The organism is Micromonospora cabrerizensis, assembly GCF_022230955.1.
Lineage (GTDB): Bacteria > Actinomycetota > Actinomycetes > Mycobacteriales > Micromonosporaceae > Micromonospora > Micromonospora cabrerizensis.
Map to the genome: position 1 here is coordinate 70,876 of NZ_JAKKFI010000040.1, position 21,484 is coordinate 92,359.

The 21,484-nt window shown below is 72.4% G+C and carries 19 protein-coding genes; 8 read left to right on the forward strand and 11 right to left on the reverse strand.

The features are described from left to right. Positions 1–10: 10 nt before the first annotated feature. Positions 11–2,176, reverse strand: a complete 2,166-nt coding sequence (locus LADH09A_RS04020) for an ATP-dependent DNA helicase UvrD2 (protein WP_238643364.1) — start codon at positions 2,174–2,176, stop codon at positions 11–13. Between the two features lie 92 nt (positions 2,177–2,268). Between LADH09A_RS04020 and LADH09A_RS04025 the strand changes: the two genes are divergently transcribed. Further along, positions 2,269–2,511, forward strand: a complete 243-nt coding sequence (locus LADH09A_RS04025; RefSeq protein ID WP_088952000.1) for a mycoredoxin — start codon at positions 2,269–2,271, stop codon at positions 2,509–2,511. A gap of 68 nt (positions 2,512–2,579) precedes the next feature. Here LADH09A_RS04025 and LADH09A_RS04030 read toward each other — a convergent pair whose 3' ends face one another. Further along, a complete protein-coding gene (locus LADH09A_RS04030; protein WP_238643365.1) occupies positions 2,580–3,872 on the reverse strand; it encodes an MFS transporter in 1,293 nt (430 codons plus the stop codon). A gap of 216 nt (positions 3,873–4,088) precedes the next feature. Between LADH09A_RS04030 and LADH09A_RS04035 the strand changes: the two genes are divergently transcribed. From LADH09A_RS04035 to LADH09A_RS04045, 3 genes are all read left to right on the forward strand, one after another. Continuing rightward, the gene (locus tag LADH09A_RS04035; protein WP_238643366.1) at positions 4,089–5,069 is read left to right on the forward strand and encodes a helix-turn-helix domain-containing protein; all 981 of its coding nucleotides are present in this window, start codon (positions 4,089–4,091) and stop codon (positions 5,067–5,069) included. 74 nt (positions 5,070–5,143) lie between these two features. After that, positions 5,144–5,383: a DUF397 domain-containing protein gene (locus LADH09A_RS04040; protein ID WP_238643367.1), complete on the forward strand. Its 240-nt coding sequence runs from the start codon at positions 5,144–5,146 to the stop codon at positions 5,381–5,383. Positions 5,384–5,596: 213 nt separating this feature from the next. Further along, entirely contained in the window at positions 5,597–5,872 is a 276-nt protein-coding gene (locus LADH09A_RS04045; RefSeq protein WP_238643368.1) for a hypothetical protein, read from the forward strand. Between the two features lie 128 nt (positions 5,873–6,000). Here LADH09A_RS04045 and nudC read toward each other — a convergent pair whose 3' ends face one another. From nudC to LADH09A_RS04065, 4 genes are all read right to left on the reverse strand, one after another. Next, positions 6,001–6,960, reverse strand: coding sequence for an NAD(+) diphosphatase (gene nudC, locus LADH09A_RS04050; protein WP_238643369.1), 960 nt, complete (start codon positions 6,958–6,960; stop codon positions 6,001–6,003). A gap of 76 nt (positions 6,961–7,036) precedes the next feature. Then, positions 7,037–8,380, reverse strand: a complete 1,344-nt coding sequence (locus LADH09A_RS04055; RefSeq protein ID WP_238643370.1) for a M16 family metallopeptidase — start codon at positions 8,378–8,380, stop codon at positions 7,037–7,039. Between the two features lie 175 nt (positions 8,381–8,555). Further along, positions 8,556–9,866, reverse strand: a complete 1,311-nt coding sequence (locus tag LADH09A_RS04060; RefSeq protein WP_238643371.1) for a M16 family metallopeptidase — start codon at positions 9,864–9,866, stop codon at positions 8,556–8,558. 10 nt (positions 9,867–9,876) lie between these two features. Beyond that, positions 9,877–10,992, reverse strand: a complete 1,116-nt coding sequence (locus tag LADH09A_RS04065; protein WP_238643372.1) for an LLM class flavin-dependent oxidoreductase — start codon at positions 10,990–10,992, stop codon at positions 9,877–9,879. Between the two features lie 173 nt (positions 10,993–11,165). Here LADH09A_RS04065 and LADH09A_RS04070 point away from each other — a divergent pair, with 173 nt between their 5' ends. From LADH09A_RS04070 to LADH09A_RS04085, 4 genes are read left to right on the forward strand one after another with little or no spacing between them, the layout of a single operon-like run. After that, positions 11,166–12,230: an ABC transporter substrate-binding protein gene (locus LADH09A_RS04070; protein ID WP_238643373.1), complete on the forward strand. Its 1,065-nt coding sequence runs from the start codon at positions 11,166–11,168 to the stop codon at positions 12,228–12,230. Next, positions 12,227–13,006 (forward strand): ABC transporter ATP-binding protein, encoded by a 780-nt coding sequence (locus tag LADH09A_RS04075; protein WP_238643374.1) that lies wholly within the window; start codon positions 12,227–12,229, stop codon positions 13,004–13,006. The genes LADH09A_RS04070 and LADH09A_RS04075 overlap by 4 nt, the downstream gene beginning before the upstream one ends. Then, complete coding sequence (locus LADH09A_RS04080) at positions 12,996–13,880, forward strand: ABC transporter permease (protein WP_088950062.1); 885 nt, start codon at positions 12,996–12,998, stop codon at positions 13,878–13,880. Before LADH09A_RS04075 ends, LADH09A_RS04080 begins: the two co-directional genes overlap by 11 nt. Before the next feature lie 3 nt (positions 13,881–13,883). Beyond that, positions 13,884–14,342 carry an RrF2 family transcriptional regulator gene (locus LADH09A_RS04085; RefSeq protein WP_238643375.1) on the forward strand — a complete coding sequence of 153 codons (459 nt, stop codon included), beginning with the start codon at positions 13,884–13,886 and terminating at the stop codon, positions 14,340–14,342. A gap of 206 nt (positions 14,343–14,548) precedes the next feature. On the opposite strand, the gene LADH09A_RS04090 is transcribed toward LADH09A_RS04085, so the two are convergent. The 5 genes from LADH09A_RS04090 to LADH09A_RS04110 all read right to left on the reverse strand — a co-directional run. After that, positions 14,549–14,749, reverse strand: a complete 201-nt coding sequence (locus LADH09A_RS04090) for a hypothetical protein (RefSeq protein WP_088950064.1) — start codon at positions 14,747–14,749, stop codon at positions 14,549–14,551. Positions 14,750–14,942: 193 nt separating this feature from the next. Further along, on the reverse strand, positions 14,943–16,259 hold the full coding sequence (locus tag LADH09A_RS04095; RefSeq protein ID WP_238643376.1) for a DEAD/DEAH box helicase: 1,317 nt from the start codon (positions 16,257–16,259) through the stop codon (positions 14,943–14,945). Positions 16,260–16,482: 223 nt separating this feature from the next. Continuing rightward, positions 16,483–16,686: a transcription antiterminator/RNA stability regulator CspE gene (gene cspE / locus LADH09A_RS04100; RefSeq protein ID WP_007464836.1), complete on the reverse strand. Its 204-nt coding sequence runs from the start codon at positions 16,684–16,686 to the stop codon at positions 16,483–16,485. A 226-nt stretch (positions 16,687–16,912) separates the two neighbouring features. Next, positions 16,913–20,317 (reverse strand): ATP-dependent helicase, encoded by a 3,405-nt coding sequence (locus tag LADH09A_RS04105; RefSeq protein WP_238643377.1) that lies wholly within the window; start codon positions 20,315–20,317, stop codon positions 16,913–16,915. Next, the coding region (locus LADH09A_RS04110) for a RecB family exonuclease (RefSeq protein WP_238643378.1) at positions 20,314–21,484 on the reverse strand (1,171 nt) is incomplete at its 5' end. The genes LADH09A_RS04110 and LADH09A_RS04105, both read right to left, overlap by 4 nt.

A 21,484-nucleotide genomic window follows, 5' to 3' on the forward strand; every position in this document is an offset into this window, starting at 1 on the left:
GCAAACGAATTTACGACGAGATTTCGAAAGTTTTCTCCGGGCAGACATCGTCCACCCCCGCGCCCCCCACCAGCGCCAGCACCGATTCCCCGTAGAGGCCCAGCTTGCGGGGGCCGATACCGGCGATGGCGATCAGTTCCTCCGACCGCTCGGGCCGCCGCTCCGCCAGCGCGATCAGCGTCGCGTCGGTGAAGACCACGTAGGCGGGAACCTTCTGCGCCCCGGCCACCCGCTGCCGCCACTCGCGCAGTCGTTCGTGCAGCTCATCGTCGATGTCGGACGGGCAGGTGGGGCACCGACCCAGCTTGCGGTCCGGGCCGGCGAGCAGCGTGGCACCGCAGATCCGGCAGGAGACGATCTGGGTTCGACGCCGCTCGGGGCGGCGGGCCGGACCGGTGCCGCCGGTTGCCCGTTCGGTGCCGCCGGAGCGGTCGAGCTGGGGCAGGAACCGCGACGGCCGCCGGGCCCGTCCGCCCGGCGAGCGTGCGGCGGCGTACGACAGCCAGAGCCACTGCCGCGCGCGGGTGATCCCGACGTAGAGCAGCCGACGCTCCTCCTCGACCTGCTCGACGGTCTTGGCGTACGTGGTGGGCAGGGTGCCCTCGGCGAGGCCGATCAGGAAGACCGCGTCCCACTCCAGCCCCTTTGCGGAGTGCAGCGAGGCGAGGGTCACCCCGTCCACCGTCGGTACGTGCTGCTGGGCGGCCCGGCGGGCCAGTTCCTCGGTGAAGTCGGTGAGGGTGACGGGACGTTCCACCGACGCGGCCTCGCCGATCGGCACCACCTCGGGGGTGGCCGCGTACTCCTCGGAGAGCTGGACCAGCGCGGACAGCGCCTCCCAGCGCTCACGGGCGGCGCCACCGGCCGGGGGTGCGTCCGGGGCCCAGCCGACCGCGGTGAGCGCCTCGACGACGGCGGCCGGCAGCGGTGTCTCCCCGGGGATCGACCGGGTGGCGGCGCGTAGCGCGACCATCGCCTGGCGCACCTCGGTCCGTTCGAAGAACCGCTCCGCGCCCTGCACGACGTACGGCACCGCGGCCTCGGTGAGCGCCTTCTCGTACGCCTCGGACTGCGCGTTGACCCGGAACAGCACGGCGATCTCCTTCGCCGGCGTGCCCGCGTCGATCAGCGCGCGGCAGCGTGCGGCCACCGCGTTCGCCTCGGCCGGCTCGTCGGTGAAGATCCGCAGGTCCGGCTCCGGGCCGGGCGGGCGCTGCCCGCTCAACTCCAGCCGCAACCGGGCCTCGGTGCCCCGGGCCTGGGAGATCACCGCGTTGGCCAGCCCGACCACCTGCGGGGTGGAGCGGTAGTCGCGGACCAGCCGGACCACTGTGGCGTTGCGGTGCCGGCGGGGGAAGTCGACCAGGTACGCCGAGGTCGCCCCGGTGAACGAGTAGATCGTCTGGCTGGCGTCGCCGACCACGGTCAGGTCGTTGCGGCCGGCCAACCAGGCTTCGAGCAACCGCTGCTGGAGTGGGTTGACGTCCTGGTACTCGTCGACCACGAAGTGCCGGTACTGGGTGCGGATCTGCTCGCCGACGTCCGGGTGCTCCTCGATGCCCCACACCGCGGCGCGCAGCATGTCCTCGAAGTCGATCACGCCGTTCGAGCGTTTGAGCTGCTCGTACGCGGTGAACACCTCGGCCACCTTCGCCGGCTCGTGCGGTGTCTCGCGCATCGCCCGGGCAGCGGCCACCGGGTAGTCCGCCGGCTCGACCAGCGACGACTTGGCCCACTCGATCTCGCCGGCCAGGTCGCGCGCGGCGGCCCGGTCGGTGCGCAGGCCGACCCGGGCCGCGGCGAGGGTGACCAGTCGCACCTTGCTGTCCAGCAGCTCGGGCATGGCCCGGCCGGACAGCAGCCGGGGCGCGAAGTACCGCACCTGCCGCAACGCGGCCGCGTGGAAGGTCCGTGCCTGGACACCGTGCGCCCCGAGCAGAGTGAGACGGTGTCGCATCTCGGCGGCGGCACGGGCGGTGAAGGTGACCGCGAGCACGTGCCGGGGGGATATCTCACCGGAGAGTGCCCGGTGGGCGATCCGGGAGGTGATCGCCCGGGTCTTGCCGGTGCCGGCGCCGGCCAGGATGCAGACCGGGCCGGCGGGAGCGGTCACGGCGGAGCGCTGCTCCGGGTCCAGCCCGGCGAGCACCTGTTCCGACGCTGAGTGAACCACCACAACCAGGAATCATCTCAGCTCCCCCTAACGTTGCAGCGAACAGCCTCGGCTTGATCCGCAAGCCGCGGCCGGAGGAGTTGGAGGATCCGACCATGTTGACGATGTATTCCACCCCCTGGTGCGGCTACTGCCACCGGCTGAAGTCGCAGCTCGACCGGGAGGGCATCGGGTACGAGGTGGTCGACATCGAGCAGGACCCGAAGGCCGCGGAGTTCGTGATGAGCGTCAACGGCGGCAACCAGACGGTGCCGACCCTGCGCTTCGACGACGGCAGCGCCCTGACGAATCCCTCGATCACCCAGGTCAAGCAGCACCTGGAAACCCTCACCGCCTGACCGGCCAGATCACTGTCGACGAGCGGCCGCCCCACCCGGGGCGGCCGCTTCTCGTGTTCGGGGGTCGGTCACCGGGGCGGCGGAAGGTGGGTGCCGGTCGCCAGCGGCCGGTCGGCTTCCTCTGCCGGTCGTCGGGGCGCCGGGAGCACCGGGAGGGTCGGCGTGGGCGGCCGGGTGCCGGGCGGCATGCTCAGGTGCCGTCCCCGCCAGAGGTAGCTGCCGGCCAGCAGGGTGGCCATCCCGACCAGGACGAACAACAGCCGGTAGTCCAGGAACCCGACCAGCAGGGCGCCCGCTCCGATGGAGAACGCCTGCGGGCCGCTGACCACCGCCTGCGTGGCCGCGGCGACCCGGCCGACCAGCGCGGGCGGGGTCCGACGCTGGATCAGCGTGTGCAGCCCGACCATCGTCAGCGGGAGAGAGACTCCGGCCAGCAGCACCGCCACGAACCCGAGCCGGATGTCGGGGTACGCGAGCGCGAGCGCGGCCGGGGAGAAGAACGCGACCCCGGCGGCCAGTGTGCCGAGCTCACCGAGCCTGCGGACCAGCGCTGGTGAGCAGAGCCCGCCGAGCAGCCCACCCACGCCCTGCACGGTGACCAGCACGCCCACGAAGGCGGCGTCCCGGTTCAGGCCCTGGTCGACGTACGCGAAGATGAGCGACTCGCTGAAGCCCATCACCAGTGACCCCAGCCCGTAGCCGAGTAGTGCCCGACGCAGGGCCGGCTCGCCGGCGAGGTGCCGCAGACCCGCGCCCAGCTCGGCCGGCCAGCGCAGCCGGACGGGTGGTGGCGCCTGCTGTGGGGTGGGCAGTGCGGTCACCACCGCCGCGGCGGTCAGAAATCCGACGATGCCGATTGCGGCCAGCGCCCACCCACCGAGCGCCGCGTAGAGCGCCGCGCCGGCCAGTGGCCCGATCAGCCGCATCCCCTGCCGTACGGTCTGGAGCAGGCCGTTCGCCTCGGCCAGCAGCTCGACCGGCACCATCTCCCGGATCAGCCCACTGAGCGCCGCGCCGAGCGTGATGGACGACAGCCCGTAGAGGGCGGCCACCAGGTAGACGATCCAGACGTCGCCCGCGTCGGAGACGGTGAACAACGGGGTGAGCAGGGCGGCGGTGAGCACGTTCGCGGCCAGGAAGAACGGCCGACGCGGGTATCGGTCGACGAACCAGCCGACCAGCGGCGCCAGCATCATCGGCGCGATGACGGCGAAGATCGTGGCACCGGCCAGCCCGTTCGAGCCGGTCAGATCCTTGACCCAGATGGCGAGCGCGAGCAGCAGGATCGACTCGGCGGTCATGCTGGCCAGCAGACCGCCGAAGAGCAGGCGGAAGTCGGGTCGGCGCAGGATCGTGCGCATGGGTCCCTCCGGCGGGATGGCGTGCCCGGGTGGGCGAGGTCGACGTGGGCCGCGACCGCGGGTCCGTCATCGTCCGGCATTCCCGTGGTCCGATTTTTGCAAGACACGCCCCCGCCGGAACCTCCGACACCGGTCGCGCCGTCCATACTGACCGTGGGGGGCGAATTTCATACAGTTACCGTCGCGTCTGCGGCGGTCGACGGGAAAGAGGACACTGTGCCTCCTGCCGCACCCAGCCCGATCCTGCGTCGTCGCCGGTTGGGCGTCGAGCTGCGCCGCCTGCGTGAGGCCGCGGGCCTCACCGGCGACCAGGTCATCGAGCGTATCGGTTGGGCCTCCGCGTCCAAACTGTCCCGCCTGGAGAATGGCCGCAGCCGACCGGACCCGCAGGACGTCGGCGACCTGCTGGATCTCTACGGTGCCGACAAGGCGGTGCACGACGAGTTGCTCGGCATCACCAGTGAGGCCGGCGACATGCGCGGCTGGTTGAAGAACTTCCCGGTGATGACGCAGCAGCAGCGCAGTTGGGCCGAGTTGGAGGCGGGCTGCGCGGAGATCTCCGAGTACAACCCAGTGCTGGTGCCCGGTCTGTTGCAGACCCCGGGCTACGCCCAGGTCCGGATCCTCTCGGCCCGGCAGGTGGGCGAGGGCGCGGGCGAGCCCGAGCCCGACGACGAGCCGGAGACCGAGGTGCAGGCGCGGATGGCCCGTCAGTCGCTGCTGACGCGTGAGCCGCACGCGCCCCGCTACACCGCCGTGCTGGAGGAGGCCGCCCTCGGCCGCCGCGCCGGGCCACCCGAGGTGCTGCACGAGCAACTGCTCCAGCTCTGCGAGCTGGCCCTGCTGCCGAACGTGACGCTGCACGTGCTGCTTCGCGACACCCAGATCGGCAATTGGTACCTTCCGCCGACCGCGTTCTCGGTCTACCGGTTCGCCGATCCCCTCGATCCGGAGACATTGGCCATCGAAGGTGGCTTCACCGACGTCATGTCGACCGAGGCAATCGCGCTAAATCGCTATAAAGTGGTGTTCGAGTGGCTATGCACGTCGGCACTTAACGCCGAGGACACCCTCTCCTGGCTGATCGAGTCAACGGGACGGCTGACCGAGGCGGCGCCCCCATCCACAGTGGCGTTCGGGCCGGCAACGGCGCCGACCCAGCGCCGCCGGGCCTCGGGGCGGCTGACGGATCGGTGATCCACGGGGGACCCTCCGTCGGGGCGTGCGGCACCACTCGTCCCATCGGATCGCTTCACATCAGGAGCAGAACCATGAACGACATCCGTAACACGCCGTCCGCCTCCGCTCACTCTCTGGCGGATGCCCCGTGGCGCACCAGCACGCGCAGCCAGACCTCCAACTGCGTGGAGGTCGCCCCGCTCAACACCGGCCCGTCAGCGGTTGCCCTGCGCGACAGCAAGGACCGAGGCGGTCCGGTGCTGCTGTTCAACCGCGCCGGGTGGCTCGGTTTCATCACCGGAGCCAAGAAGGGCCAGTTCGATCTGAACTGATCCGGTGACTGGTACGGGGCCGTCGGCACACTGCCGGCGGCCCCGTCGTCGTACGTGCCTGCCGACCCCGCTGAGCTGCCTCCGCCGATCGGACGACGCGCCGAACTGATAGGCGCGTTTCAGTTGCTGGGACGAACACGGGGCGTAACATGGCCCTCGGATACGTGGAACTTCCACACTGGCTTATCCATCGCGGTTCATCCGGAGACCCTCATGCGGTTCCTGATCGTTCGCACCGACATCCGCGCCGTCGCCGACGGAGACATCGCCGCTGCCTGGGCAGACGGCCACCGACTTCGCGACGAGACGACCACGCCCGAGCCGCGCCGGCAGACCGTGCACGCCGAGGACCGGGACGCCGCACTGCTGCTGGCCCGCGCTCTCGCCACGGTCGGGGCGGTCCGCTCCGGCAAGCAACGGGTCAAGGTCGTGCCGCTGATCGAGCCCCGCGCCGCCTTCCGACACAGACCCGGCCGCACCAGCACCTGACTCGACAAGACGTCCGTCGTGGTCGGACCGGCTCCCCCGCCGCGTTTCTCGCACCCACCGACCACGACGGCCCGTGTTCCCGGCCCGTGACCGCCGCGGCAACGGCGGCCACGGGTCGGGACCGTGCCTCACCGGTCGGCGTCCACCCAGCCGTCCAGCCACCGGTGGATGAGAAACAGCGCGATCGACGACGGCGGCGGCAGGATCAGCTGGGCACCGTCACCCACGTCCACCGTCCGCCCAGCCAGCGCCGCCCCGATCTCCTGGCGCGAGAACCACCGGGCGTACGCGATCTCGGACGGGTCGACCCGCACCGGATCGCTCGGGTTCGCGGTGGCCAGGAAACCCAACATCAGCGAGCCGGGGAACGGCCACGCCTGGCTGCCCACGTACCCGATGCGCTCGACCTCGATGCCCACCTCCTCGCGGACCTCGCGCAGCACGGCGGCCTCCGCCGACTCACCGGGCTCCACGTAGCCGGCCAGGCAGGAGTAGCGCCGGCCGCCCGGGGTGCCCGGCCAACCGGCGTTGTTGCCGAGCAGACAGCGACCGTCCGAGCCGTCCACACCGTCGTGCACCAGCACGATCATCGCCGGGTCGGTGCGCGGCCAGATCCGCCCACCGTTGCGGTCCACCCGGGACCAACCGGCCTCGTCCATCGCGGTCGGCGCCCCGGTGCTCGTCGAGTAGCCGTGCCGGGTGTGCCAGTTGAGCAGCGCCAACGCCGTGGTGAAGATGCCAGCCTCCCGGTCGCCCAGCAGGTGGCCCACCTCGCGCAGGTTGACCGCCCGGGTCCCCGGTAGCGCCGGCAACGGCGCGTCGACCGCGAAGACCGGCACCCCGTCCGGCTCGACACCGAGGAACATCGCCGTCGACTCGGAACCGGCGGGCACGTCGGCCGCACCGAACAGCACCAGCGCCGGGGGCGACGAGTCGGTGCGGGCCAGGGCCCGACCCTCGTTGGTCGAGTCGAGCAGCAGCACCCGGGCGCGCAGCCACGCCTCGGTCAGCCACTGCGAGTCGCCCCGCCGGTGGGCCGCCCGATCCAGCGTGGACCGCGCCAGCGGCGGCGCCGCCTCCCCGCTCACGCCGGCGCTCCGCTACGCCCCGCGCCGCCGTGAGACGGCCCGCTGCTGAGCCCCATGGCTCGCTCGCTGCGCTCGCTCACTGGAGCGGCTCGGTGTGGACCGGAGTCAGCGCGGCAAGACCGGGGGTGACCCGCTCGGCGTCGCCGAGCACCACGATCGCCGCCCGGGCCGGTGCCAGGTACCGGGCGCCCGCACGCGCGACATCGTCGATGCTCGCCTTCGCCAACCTCGCCGCGTACTCGGCGAGGAAGTCCAGACGCAACCCGTTGCCCGCGTACGCGCTGGTCAACGCCGCCAACCCCGCCTGGGTGGACATGCCGAGCTGGAGGGTGCCCAGGGCGTACTGACGGGCCTGCTCCAACTCCTCGGGCTTCGGCGGCAACGACGCCAACCGGCCCAGCTCGTACGTCGTCTCCAGCAGCGCCGGCCCGGTGACCTCGGTGGCCACCTCGGCGGAGGCCACCAGCACCGACCCGGCAACGGAGTGCTCGATCCCCGAGTGCGGGCCGTACGTGTAGCCCTTGTCCTCGCGGATGTTCTCCACCCAACGGGAGGAGAAGTAGCCACCGAAGATCAGGTTGGCCAGTTGCAGCGGGGCGTGGTCGGGGTCGGTACGGGACACCGCCGGAAGCGCGATCCGCAGCGAGGACTGCACCGAGCCCGGCCGGTCGACCAGCAGCAGTGGGCCCGGCTCCAGCGGCGGCGTCACCGGCAGCTCGGCGACGCGCCCGGCGCCGGCCCAGCCGCCGAGCGCCCGCTCGGCCGCGTCCAGGGCCTTCTCCGGCTGCACGTCACCGACCAGCACCAACTGCGCGCCGGCCGGATGGACCCGCTCCGCGTGCAGGGTGCGCAACGCCGCCGGTCGGACGGCGCGGATCTGGCCCGGCTCCGGGGTCTGCGTCGCGTACGGGTGCCGGCCGTAGATCCGCTTCAGCAGCGCCTCGCGGGCCAGGTGCGCCGGCTGGCTCTGTGCCACCTGGATCCGGTCGACCAGTCGGTCGCGTTCGGTGGCCACCTCGTCGCTCGGGTAGCTGGCGCCGGTCAGCACCTCGGCCAGCAGCTCCAGCATCCGGTCCAGGCCGGTGACCAGCCCGGCGCCGGAGAGCATCAGCCGGTCCGGGTCGACGCCCGCGGAGAGCCCGCCACCCACCTTCTGCAACTCGGCGGCTAGCTGCACACTGGTCATCGACTCGGTGCCGGAGAGCATCGTCTGCGAGAGCATCGCGCCGCGGGCCAGGTGCACCCGACCGAACGGCACCCAGAGCCGCAGCTCGACCAGCGGCACGGCGGGCCGGCGGACGGCGATCACGGTGAGGCCGTTGCGCAGCGTACGTTCGGCCTGCCTGGGCACCTTGAGCTTGCGGGTCGGCCCCAGCGGCGGCAGCGTGCGAGGCCCGACAGGAGCGGTGGTCGTCGTCACTGTGTCACCTTCGTTCGCGACTGCGGGGCTCGCAAAACCGGCTCACTCCTCGCGCTCACCGGGCCACAATTCGTTCGCGACTGCGGGGCTCGCAAAACCGGCTCACTCCTCGCGCTCACCGGGCCACAATTCGTTCGCGACTGCGGGGCTCGCAAAACCGGCTCACTCCTCGCGCTCACCGACCGCCTCCGGCAATGACCTCGATCGCGGCCCGGCGTTCCGGCCGCAGGGTGGCCGCGGCGGCCCGGACCTGGTCCTCGGTGACGTCGCCGACCAGCCGGGGCAACTCGTTGAGCAGGCCCGGCTCACCGCGTTGTTGCTCCAGCACGGCCATCCGCAGCGCCCGGCCGAGCACCGCGTCGGTGTCCCGCAGCAGGTGGGTCGCCATCCGGGCCTGGGTGCGGGCCAGCTCACCGTCAGTCAGCCCGTCGGTGGCCAGCCGGTCCAGCTCCTCGTCGATGGTGCGCAGCACCTTGTCCACGTCGCCCCCGGGTGGCAGGTGCGCCTGCAACAGCAGCGCGGTGGGGTCGCGGACGTCGAACGGGTCACCCATGAAACCGAGGTATCCGCCGAGGCTGGTCACCGTGCGGTCGCGCTGCACCAGCCGCTCGACCAGCCGCGACGCGTCGCCGTCGGTGAGCACCTCGGCCAACACCACGAACGGCAGGTAGCCGGCGAAGTCGGTGACCGGGTCGGGCACGCGCCAGGCGCCGGCCACCGCCGGCAGCGGCGCCAGGGCATCGGTGTACGAGGTGCGCCGCTCGGCGGTCAGCTCGGGCTCGGTGAAGTCGGGGCGTTTCGGCGCCGGCCGGGCCGGCACGTCACCGAAGTGCCGGGTGACCAGCTCGGTCGCCTCGGCCACGTCGATGTCGCCGCTGACGGCGAGGACCGCGTTGCCGCTGGCGTAGTAGCGGCGGAAGAAGTCCGCGGCGTCGGCGACGGTCGCCGACTCCAGGTCGTCGAAGGAGCCGTAGCCGTCGTGCGCGTTCGGGAAGGTGTCGAACATGACCGGCGGCAGGGTCAGCCAGGGGAAGCCGCCGTACGGCCGGTTGAGGACGTTGACCCGGATCTCCTCCTTGACCACGTCGACCTGGTTGCGCAGGTTCTCCTCGGTCAGCCGGGGGCCCCGCATCCGGTCCGCCTCCAGGAACAGCGCGCGTTCCAACGCGTTGCTGGGCAGCGTCTCGAAGTAGTCGGTGTAGTCCAGGTGGGTGGAGCCGTTGAAGGTGCCACCAGCGCCCTGCACGTGCCGGAAGTGGGCCAGCTTCTCCAGGTTCTCCGAACCCTGGAACATCAGGTGCTCGAAGAGATGGGCGAAGCCCGTACGCCCCTCCGGCTCCGAGCGGATGCCGACGTCGTAGACCACCGCCACCCCGATCACCGGGGCACTGCGATCAGGGGTGAGCACCACCCGCAGGCCGTTGTCGAGGGTGAACCGCTCGACCGGATACTTCGTCGCTGGAATTCTGGATCTCCGCGCCGCCACGGAGTCGACCCTAGCGCGTCGACACCCCCACCACCTGCGACCTCCCCGGAGCCGCCGCGACCGGGGCCGTCACCAGGGGCAGCACCTCGGCACCGACCCGCTCGGCCTCCTCCCGGTGTGGCCAGCCGGAGAGGACGAACTCGTCGACGCCGAGCGCCGCGTACTCGTCGATGCGGGCCGCCACCTCGGCGTAGCTGCCGACCAGCGCGGTGCCGGCGCCCTCGCGGACCAGGCCGACGCCGGCCCAGAGGTTCGGCGCGACGGTGAGCCCGTCGGTGCGACCGGCGTTGAGCGCGGCCATCCGGGCCTGCCCCACCGAGTCCATCCGGCGGAACCTGGCCTGGGCGGCGGCGATCCGCTCGGGGCTCATCCCGGCCAGCAGCCGGTCGGCCTCCACCCACGCCTCGGCGCTGCTGGGTCGGGCGATGACGTGCAGTCGCAGGCCGGTGCGCAGGGTGCGGCCCTGCTCGGCGGCGAGTGCCCGCACCCGGGCGACCCGGGCGGCGATCGACGTCGGCGGTTCGCCCCACATCAGGTACACGTCGGCCTGTCGGGCGGCCACCGTCTCGGCGGCCGGGGACGCGCCGCCGAAGTAGACCGGGGGTGGCTCGGCGAGCGGGGTGGCCAGGCCGCCCTGGTCGACCCGGTAGTGCCTCCCGGCGTAGTCGAAGGGTCGACCGGCCCAGGCCCGGCGAAGCACGTCGATGAACTCGCCGGTGCGCGCGTAGCGGTCGTCGTGCCCGAGGAAGTCTCCGTACGCCCGCTGCTCGGCCGGGTCTCCGCCGGTCACGATGTTGAGCGACAGCCGGCCACCGGAAATGGCCTGGAACGCCTCGGCCTGCTGGGCGATCAGGGTGGGCAGCGCGAAGCCGGCCCGGACGGCGACCAGCATGCCGAGCCGCTCGGTGTGCTGGGCGATCGCCGCGCAGACGATCCACGGGTCGGGGCAGCCGGCGCCCACGGGGGTGAGCACGGCGGTGAAGCCGTTCGTCTCGGCGGCTCGGCCGACCTCGGCCAGATAGGCCACGGTGGCGGCGCGGTCGTGCCGGGCGGCGCCCGCGGTGACGGTGGCGGCGCCGACCTGGTCGCCGTCGCCGGAGGTGGGCAGGAACCAGTGGAAGGTCATCGCGAATTCGCCTCTCTGCCGGCCGCCAGGTGTCGGGCACCCTACCAAGCTGGTAGGAAATACCGACATATCTGAGACGCGTGATCCCGTCATGTGGACGAGCCTTGACGCTGGCAGCACCCTGGCCCAGTCTTCCTACCAACTAAGTAGGAATACTGCGGATTGGATGGACGATGAGACGGCTTCCCTTGCGCCGATTGGTCACCCTGGCCACTCTCGCCGCCCTCGGTGCGGCGACCCTGGGCAGCACCGCCGCGTGCGGCGACGACAGCGAGGGCGCGGGCGGCAGCTCCGGCCCGGTGACGCTGCGCCTCGGCTACTTCCCCAACATCACCCACGCGCCGGCCGTCGTCGGGGTGGAGAAGGGCATCTTCGCCGAGAAGCTCGGCGCCGACGTCAAGCTGGACCCGAAGACCTTCAACGCCGGCCCGGCCGCCATCGAGGCCGTCTTCTCCGGCGCACTGGACGCCACCTACATCGGTCCGAACCCGACGGTGAACGCCTTCTCCAAGTCCAAGGGCGAGGCCGTCCGGGTCATCTCCGGCGCGGCCTCCGGCGGCGTGGCGCTGGTGGTCAAGCCCGGCATCGCCGGCCCGCAGGACCTGAAGGGCAAGAAGATCGCCACCCCGCAGCTGGGCAACACCCAGGACGTGGCGATCCGCTACTGGCTCAAGCAGCAGGGTCTGACCACCACCAAGGAGGGTGGCGGCGACGTCAAGATCGTGCCGCAGGAGAACGCCCAGACGGTCGAGACGTTCAACAGTGGCGCGATCGACGGCGCGTGGGTGCCCGAGCCGTTCGTCTCCCGCCTGGTCAACGCCGGCGGCAAGGTGCTCGTCGACGAGCGCGACCTGTGGCCGGACAAGAAGTTCGTCATCACCAACCTGCTGGTCAGCACGAAGTTCCTCAAGGCACACCCGGACGTGGTGCAGCGGCTGGTCGACGGCCAGGTGGCCGCGAACGAGTTCGTCAACAGCAAGCCCGAGGAGGCCCAGCAGGCCATCTCCGACGCGATCGGCAAGATCACCGGAAAGCCTCTGGACCTGAAGCTCATCAAGCAGGCGTGGCCCACGTTGGAGTTCACCAACGACCCGATCGCGACCTCGCTCAAGGCCGGCCTCGACCACGCCGTCGAGGTCAAGCTGACCGAACCGGTCGACCTCAACGGCCTGTACGACCTCAAGTACCTCAACAACGCCCTCAAGTCGGTCGGCAAGCCCGAGGTCACCCAGCCATGACGTCGACCACGACGACGCCGCAGAGCGCGACCACCGCGGTCGCGCTCTCGGGCGTGACCAAGGTGTACGGGCGCGGGCCGAACGCCGTCCTGGCCCTGGACGGAGTGTCGCTGGACGTCGCGCCCGGCGAGTTCGTCTGCCTGGTCGGAGCCTCCGGCTGCGGCAAGAGCACCCTGCTGAACCTGGTCGCGGGGCTGGACCGGCCCAGCGGCGGGCAGATCACCCTGGCCGGGGACGCCAACCCGGGTCTGATGTTCCAGGAGCCGGCGCTGTTCCCCTGGCTGACCGTCGACGGCAATGTCGAGGTGCCGCTGAAGCTGCGCCGGCTGCCCCGGGCCCAGCGGCGCGAGCGGGTCGCCGAGCTGCTGCGTACGGTGCACCTGGCCGACTTCGGCCGCAAGCGCCCGCACGAGCTCTCCGGGGGTATGCGGCAGCGGGTCGCGCTGGCCCGCACGCTGGCCCTGGACACGCCGGTGCTGCTGATGGACGAGCCGTTCGGCGCGCTGGACGCGATGACCCGGGACATCCTGCACGACGAGCTCGAACGCATCTGGTCCGAGCGCAACCTCTCGGTGCTCTTCGTGACGCACAACGTTCGCGAGGCCGCCCGACTGGCCGACCGGATCATCCTGCTCTCCAGCCGACCCGGCCGGATCATCTACTCCACCGAGGTGGACATCCCGCGCCCCCGACGGATCGACTCCCCCGAGGTCGCCGCCATCGCCGCCGAGGTCACCGAGCGGCTCCGTACGGAGGTGGGCCGCCATGGCCAGTGACACCCTGACCAACACCGCGCGTACCGACGCGCAGATCTCCGGCCTGGACGCGCTGGAGATCGCCGGCCGGGACCCGGAGGTTTCCCGAGGTTCCCGGTTCTGGGCCGCCACCTGGCCCAAGCTCGCCGCGCTGGCCATCGCCATCCTGGCCTGGCAACTGGTGGTCTGGTCGGGCTGGAAGCCGCCGTACTCGCTGCCGGGGCCGCTGGAGGTCGGCCGCGAGCTGGTCAACCAGGCTCAGGGCCCACAGCTCTGGGAGGGCCTGGTCACCACGTTGCGGCGGGCCGCCGTCGGCTACGTCTTCTCGGTCGCGGTCGGCCTGCTGCTGGGCCTGGCGGTGGCCCGGTCCAAGGTGCTCCGGGCCGCCATCGGCTCGATGATCACGGCGTTGCAGACCATGCCGTCGATCGCCTGGTTCCCGCTGGCCATCCTCCTGTTCGAGCTGAGCGAGAAGGCGATCTTCTTCGTGGTGGTGCTCGGCGCGGCGCCGTCCATCGCCAACGGGGTGATCTCCGGTGTGGACTACGTGCCGCCGCTGCTGCTGCGCGCCGGTCGCAACCTGGGTGCCCGAGGGCTCAACCTCTACCGGTACGTCATCGCGCCGGCCGCCCTGCCGGCGATCGTCGCCGGGCTCAAGCAGGGTTGGGCGTTCTCCTGGCGCAGCCTGATGGCCGGTGAGCTGATCGTGGTCGGCATCTCGCAGACCTCGCTCGGCGCGCAGCTGACCTACTCCCGCGAGTTGTCCGACGCACCCTGGCTGCTCTCCACCATGATCGTCATCCTGGTGCTCGGTCTCGGCGTGGATGCCGCCTTCGGCGCGGCGGACAAGGCGATCCGGCGGCGCTGGGGCGTGCTCGACCAGGCGGGCAACTGACCCGTGTACGTCTCAGCGCGCAGCGACTACGCGCTCCGGGCGATGCTCGCCGTCGCCGCCGCCAGTCGCGGCGGCGACGGCAGCGGGGGCGCTGAGTTGGTGAAGGCCGCCAGCCTGGCCGAGGTGCAGGACATCCCGCTCAGCTTCCTTCAGGGCATCCTGCTCGACCTACGCCGAGCCGGTCTGTTGCACAGCCATCGCGGCGCCGACGGCGGGTACGCGCTGACCCGCCCAGCCGACGGGATCACCGTTGGGGACGTGTTGCGGGCGGTCGGCGGCTCGCTCACCACGGTGCGCGGCCTACCGGCCGAACGCGCCGGCTACCACGGCGTGGCCTCCGGCCTGACCGACGTCTGGCTGGCGGTGCACGGGGCGATCGCCACGGTGGTCGACAGCACCACCCTGGCCGACCTGCTCACCCACGCCCCGAGTTCGGTCGGCACCGACGCACCGCGCTCATGATCGCGCTCGATCACCGATGTAGTGGCCTCGCCCACAAGCCGAGGGACCTACTTCCCTGGATCGAGCGCGATCCTGCGTTGGCACATCGTGCCCGGGCACCCGAGCAGGGCGATGTGGCCGGGTCGGTGCCCCGCCGACCCGGCCACATCTCGTACCGATCCTGACCGGGCCTGCCCCTCCGCCGGCACCGGTCGGCCGGACGATGCTCAACCCACGTGTGCCACCGCCGGGCCGGAACCCTGGTCGCCAGGGCCGTGCAGCTCCACCAGACCGGCGGGAGCGTTGCCCGCCGGGGTGGCGTGCCAGGGTGCGAAGGCCGCAACCATGGCGAGCAACAGCCCGGCGAGCGCGACCGCGACCACCAGGATCAGTTCGCGTAGTGCACCCGAGCCGGCTTCGCCCGCCATGGTCACCCCTCCCGTGCCGGGCCCCCCGCCCGGCTTTCCCCCGGTGGTCAGCCTTGACCACGCTCAGCCGTGGCGCAGTCGGCCAGCCGACCCGACACAGGCTGATTACCGACTCAGAAGTCTGGTCGGTCGGGGCCGAAGACAGACCGACCCGCCGCGCCGAAGCGGGGCGGGTCGGTCGAGGCGCAGAAGATCAGACGGTACGGGGGCGGCGCGGACGGCGGGACCGACCCGACGCGCGGTGCGCCGGGCGGGCGCCACCATCGGTGGCAGTGCCACCGACACCGCGTCCCCCACGAGCGGCGGGAGCCGGCGGCGCGGCGATGGTCACCGGCACCCCGGACGGCTCGCGGGCACCGGTCACCCGGGCCAACGCCTCGCCATCGGAGCGCACCTGGACCGACTCGGGCCGGATGCCAGCGGTGGCCATCAGCCGGGACACGTCCCGGCGCTGCTCGGGCAGGACCAGGGTGACCACCGAACCGGACTCGCCGGCCCGGGCGGTGCGGCCGCCGCGGTGCAGGTAGTCCTTCGCCTCGGTCGGCGGGTCCACGTTGACCACCATGTCCAGGCCGTCCACGTGGATGCCCCGGGCCGCGACGTCGGTGGCGACCAGAGCGGTCACCTGGCCGTTGCGGAACTGCTCCAGGATCCGGGTGCGCTGCGGCTGGGACTTGCCGCCGTGCAGCGCGGCCGCGCGTACGCCCTTGGACAGCAGCTGACGGGCCAGGCGGTCGGCGCGGTGCTTGGTGCCCATGAACAGGATGGTGCGGCCCTCGCGGGCGGCGATCCGGGTCAGCGCGTCGGGCTTGTCCAGTGCGTCGACGTGCAGCACGTGGTGGGTCATCGCGGTCACGGTGGCCGTGCCCGGGTCGACCGAGTGGGTGACCGGGTTGCTCAGGAAGCGGCGGACCAGCCGGTCCACACCACCGTCCAGGGTGGCGGAGAAGAGCATCCGCTGACCCTGCGGCGCAACCTGCTCCAGCAGCTTGGTGACCTGCGGCAGGAAGCCCATGTCGGCCATCTGGTCGGCCTCGTCCAGCACGGTGATCTCGACCTGGTCGAGCCGGGCGTCACCGCGGTTGATCAGGTCGTGCAGCCGGCCGGGGGTGGCGACAACCACCTCGGCGCCGGCCCGCAGAGCGTCAGCCTGCCGCTGCAACGACAGCCCGCCGACGACGGTGGTGCAGCGCAGCCCGACAGCGCGGGCGTACGGGGCGAGCGCGGTGGTGACCTGCTGGGCCAGCTCACGGGTCGGCACCAGCACCAGGGCGAGCGGGCGACCCGGGCGGGCCTTACGGCCGGCGGTGCGCGACAGCAGCGGGAGCCCGAAGGCGAGGGTCTTGCCGGAGCCGGTACGACCCCGGCCCAGCACGTCCCGACCGGCGAGCGAGTCGGGCAGCGTCGCCGACTGGATCGGGAACGGCTCGTTGATGCCCTGCGCGGTCAACGCGGTGAGCAGCGCCGGTGCCAGCCCGGTATGAGCGAAAGAAGGAATAACTGTGGTCATGCGGGAGCCTTCCTCGACGCGGCACGTGTCGAGGGAGGGCGCCGAAGTCGGCGCTGTCACCGGCGGCAAAAAGGCAGCCAGGACTCACAAGCACGAACCGATTGGAGTACGGGCCGGCCCGCCACCGGGCCGCCGCCTGCGAGGGCAGGCGGCGGCGAGGCGGGCCGGTCCCGTCACCGTCACACCCGGAGGGCGCGACAGGTAATGCTGACCGATCCGAAGATCAGAGCGGGCGGATGTTCTCCGCCTGCGGGCCCTTCTGGCCCTGGGTCACCTCGAACTCGACCCGCTGGTTCTCGTCCAGGCTCCGGTAGCCGGAGGACTGGATCGCCGAGAAGTGGGCGAAGACGTCAGCGCCGCCGCCGTCCGGGGTGATGAAGCCGAAGCCCTTGTCAGCGTTGAACCACTTCACGGTGCCAATAGCCATGTGTTTCGTCTCCTTGACGGAACGTCGGACTCGCACTTGTTGCGTGCCCGAAGAGGAGCGCTCCGCGCGGGGATGCGCGAATCGCCTGTCGCTTCTGGTCGCCCCGCCCGGAGAACTCCGGACACAACAAAGAGCGCCTGGGGCCACAATCCCGCCAGGCGCACACAGAGTCTCTGGTAACCAAAACTGCAACCCGGTCAACGTATCATGGTTTTCCCGCGAGCGGTCAATGTTGGGCGGAATCTTCGGGCAACTGGGCGATCATGGCCGTGAGCCCCGTCACATCCAGCAGGTCAGCGGGCCGCACCGTCACGCCGTGCCGGACGTAGTGGAAGGCCGCACCGACCTTTTCGAGCGGCACGCCAGCCAGCTCCGCCCAGGCCAACCGGTACACGGCCAACTGCACGGCGGCCACGTCCGCCGCCGGCCCGGTCGGCTGCGCGCCGGTCTTCCAGTCGACCACGTCGAACCGCCCACCCGGCCGCGCGAAGACCGCGTCCATCCGCCCCCGCACCACCACCCCGGCGATCACCGTGGCGAACGGCACCTCCACCTCCACCGGTGACCGGTCGGCCCACTCGCTGGCCAGGAACCGCTCCTGCAACTCGACCAGCGCCTCGTCGGGCGCGGCATCCGCGTCGGCCGCGCCGGGCAACTCGTCCAGGTCCAGCAGGCGGTCGGCGCCGAAGCGCTGCTCCAACCAGGCATGGAACGCCGTACCGCGCCGGGCGTACGGGTTGGGCTCGGTCGGCACCGGGCGGCGCAGCGTACGGGCCAACCCGGCCGGGTCACGCCGCAACGCCACCAGCTGGGTGACACTCAACTGCCCGGGCAGGGCCACCTCGACCGCACCGGAGAGCCTGGTCAGCTCGGCCCGTTCGGCCAGCAGCAGATCCGCCTCGCGCTGCCAGCGCGCCACCTCCGGGTCCACCTCCGGCTCGACGGTCACCATCGGCCCGGCCACCACCGAGCCGACCGGCCCGGCGAGCACCGGAGCCGGACCGTCGGTCATCAGGCGGCGCACCAACCCGGCCGCCTCGGCCAGTGCCGGCCGACGACCGCCCAACGGGTCGGCCGGCCACTCCGCGCGCAGCACCACCTCGGCCGTCGGGTTCGTCGCATCCGGGGTCGGCTCCGGCGCCCACACGTCGATGAGGTGCCCCGGCCCGCCGTCCAGGCAGGCGTCGTACACCTCACGCAGAAAGACCGACGGACCTCGTGGTCGCTTCGTGCCCTCCCCCCACCAGTAGCCGGAGCAGAGCAGCAGCCGGCGCGGTCGGGTGACGGCCACGTACGTCAGCCGGCGTTCCTCCCGCTCGTCGTGGGCCCGCCAGGCGTCGGTGAAGTCGGTCACCGCACGGGCGACCGCACGCTGGTCGGCCGCCTCGTCGAGCGCCAGCTCCGGCAACCCGTCGGCGTCGCCGCGCAGGGGGAACGGCAGCACTCCCAGCCCACCCAACCAGTGGTCGGAGTTGCGGACCGGACCCGGCCACAGCCCACGGCTCAGCCCGGCCACGGCCACCACGTCCCACTCCAGGCCCTTGGCGGCGTGCGCGGTGACCACCTGCACCGCGCCCTCCACCACCTCGACCTCGCCCGGCGCCAGACCACGCTCCTCGTCCTCGGCCGCGGCCAGGTAGGACAGGAAGCCGGAGAGCGTCGCCCCCGGGGTCTCCCCGCTGAAGCGGGCCGCCACGTCCCCCAGCGCGTCCAGGTGACCCCGGGCCAGGCCCGCGTCGCCGGCACCGTCGCGGCCGGCCCGCACCGCGACCTCCACGTCCAGGCCGATGGTCCGCTCGATGTCCGCGATCAGGTCCGGCAGGGCCTGGTCCAGCCGGTAGCGCAGCAGGGCCAACTCCAGCCCGTACGCGCGCAGCCGCGCAAAGCCCTCCGCCGAGTACGCCTGCGCCGGGCCGAGATCGGCCAGCGCCTCCACCAGGGTCGCCTCGTCCAGCAGGTCGGGGCTGATCTCCGAGGTGTCGTCGGCGGCAACCTGTCGCCGGGCGTTGGCGATGGCCCGAGCACGCCGGTGCAACGCCACCAGGTCACGCGGCCCGATCCGCCAACGGGCGCCGGTGAGCAACCGCAGCAGCGCGGCACCGTCGGTCGGGTCGGCCAGCACCCGCAGCGTGCAGACCACGTCGCGTACCTCGGGGGTGTCCAACAGGCCGCCCAGCCCGACCACCTCGACCGGGAGACCGCGCTCGCGCAGCGCCGACTCGATCGCCGGGATCTGGCTGCGCACCCGCACCAGCACGGCCGTCGTCGGGCGTTGTGCCACCGGGATGTGCTCGGGGGCCGCCCCTGGCATCCGGGCCGCGCCGCGCCAGGCGGCGAGCACGCTGTCGGCGATCCAGTCGGCCTCGTCGGCGTACGTGGACAGCATCGCGCAGTGCACGGTGCCGCCGGCGGCACCGCCGGGGCTGCGGTGTGGGATCGGGTCCCGGACGGTCAGCGCGGAGCGCAGCTCCGGCACCCGGGCACCCGCCGCCCGCAGCGGGGTGGAGAGCGCGTTCGCCACCCGGAGGATCTCCGGGCGGTTGCGCCAACTCGTGGTGAGCCCCAGCGCCGGGGCCGGCTCACCGTCGGCGCGGGCGAACTCGGTGGGGAACCGGTCCAGTGTGCCCGCGCTGGCCCCCCGCCAGCCGTAGATCGACTGGCACGGGTCGCCCACCGCGGTCACCGGGTGCCCGCCACCGAACAGCGCGTTGAGCAACACCACCTGGGCGTGACTGGTGTCCTGGTACTCGTCGAGCAGCACCACCCGGAAGCGGTCCCGCTCGATCTGACCGACCCCCGGGTGGTCCCGGGCCACCCGGGCCGCCCGGGCGAGCTGGTCGGCGAAGTCCATCGCCTCGAAGTCCTCCTTGCGCCGGGCGTACGCCCGCACCAGCGGCAGCAGGCGCAGCCGGGTCTGCTGGAGGGTGAGCGCCTTGCGCACGTCGGCGTACACCCGGCCCGGCCGGGACTGCACCTCGGCGAAGAACCGGCCGGTCCAGGCCGCCAGCTGGTCCGGCGCGACCAGGTGCTCGTCCAACTCCCCGGCGAGCGCCAGCACCGCGTCGGTGATGGTGCTCGGCATCCTGTCCACCTCGGACATGTCACCGTCGTAGTTGCGCACCAGCAGGTCGACCAACTGCCAACGGGACGCCTCGGTGAGCAGTCGGGTGGACGGCTCGTAGCCGGCCCGCAGCCCGTGCTCGGTGACGATCCGCCCCGCGTACGAGTGGTACGTGGAGACGGTGGGTTCACCGGCCAGCGGGTCGTCCAGCGGGTCCCGACCCTGCCGCCCCACGCGGCGGATCAACTGGTCGAGCCGGGTTCGTACCCGGTGGGCCAGCTCGCCGGCCGCCTTCCGGGTGAAGGTCAGCCCGAGGATCTGCTCGGGGCGCACGTACGAGTTGGCCACCAACCAGACCACCCGAGCGGCCATCGTCTCGGTCTTGCCGGAGCCGGCGCCCGCGACCACCAGCAGCGGCTCCACCGGGGCGGCGATGATCGCGGCCTGTTCCCGGGTGGGTGCCGGCAACCGCAGCAGCTTGGCCAGCTCGACCGGTGTGTAGCGGGGGCCGGAGTCCGCCAGCCGGGGCGTCGGCGCGGGGCCCGCGCCGAACAGGGTGGGCTGGGTCATGGGTTCTCCGGACGTCGGACGGTCGGCGGCTCGACCACCTGGCGCCCCTGCCCGGAGACCGGGCAACTGGTACGCACCGGGCAGACCCGGCACTTCGAGTTGGCCACCGCGGCGAACGTGGCGGCTGCCATCGTATCGGCGGTCCGCCGGACCAGCGCGGTCGCCCAGCCGGCCGCGGGCCCCTCGCCGGCCGCCGGCTGATTCTGTTCCCTCGCGTCCTTGGCGGAGGTGCCGAGCTGCACCAGCGCCGCACCGCCCGACTCGTCTCCGAACTCGGCGAACGCCCCCGCCTCCACCGCCGCCTGGTAGGCGCCGAGCTGCGGGTGTTCGGCAAGCTCGCTGCCGGTGACAGCGGTGGACTTGCCGGTCTTCAGGTCGATCACCACGAGCCGCCCGGCCTCGTCGACCTCCAGCCGGTCCACCCGGCCGGCCAGGTCGACCGGCCGGTTCGGGTCGTCCAGGCGGACCGCGAACTCGTGCTCGATCGCGAGCAGCCGACGCGGGTTGGTGGCCAGCCAGCGCAGCAGCTTGTCGACCATCGCCTCGGCACGCTCGCGCTCCGGCCCGGCCATCCACCGCGCCGCCAGCTCGATCGCGTCGAACCGGGCCGCCACGTAGTCGAGCAGCGCCCCCCGGTCGGCGCTGGCGTCCTCGGCGAGCATCGCTGCGGCGTGGACCAGGTTGCCCACCCCCTGCGCCGTGCTGGTCGGGCCACTGCCACCGTGCCGTTCCAGCAGCCACCGCAGGCTGCACCGCAGGGCGCTCTCCATCGCTGACGGGGTGACCCGCACCGGCTTGCCCTCGTCGACCAGCGGCCGGTCGTCGGAGAGCCCGCGCAACCCCCACCAGTCGTCGGGATGCGCGCCGGGGACACCGGCGGCGGCGAGCCGGGCCAGCTCGGCCGCCGCGGCGCGCCGCCGGGCCGCCGGGGCGGCCGGGTCGGTGATGGCGGTACGCAGCTCGGCGACCAGCGCCGGCAGGGTGAGCGCCCGGGGTGGACGGGTAACCGGCAGCGCCCCGGGGCGGTCCGGCTCGCCGTCGCCGTCCTCCCCCGCCGGGCTGCCACCACTTCCGGCCATGCCCCCGTTGCCTCTGGCGTCGGCGGGAGTGGGTGGGGCCGTCGGTGGGCTGTCGGTGGGCTCGCCGGCCGGTGGGCCGGTGCGCGGA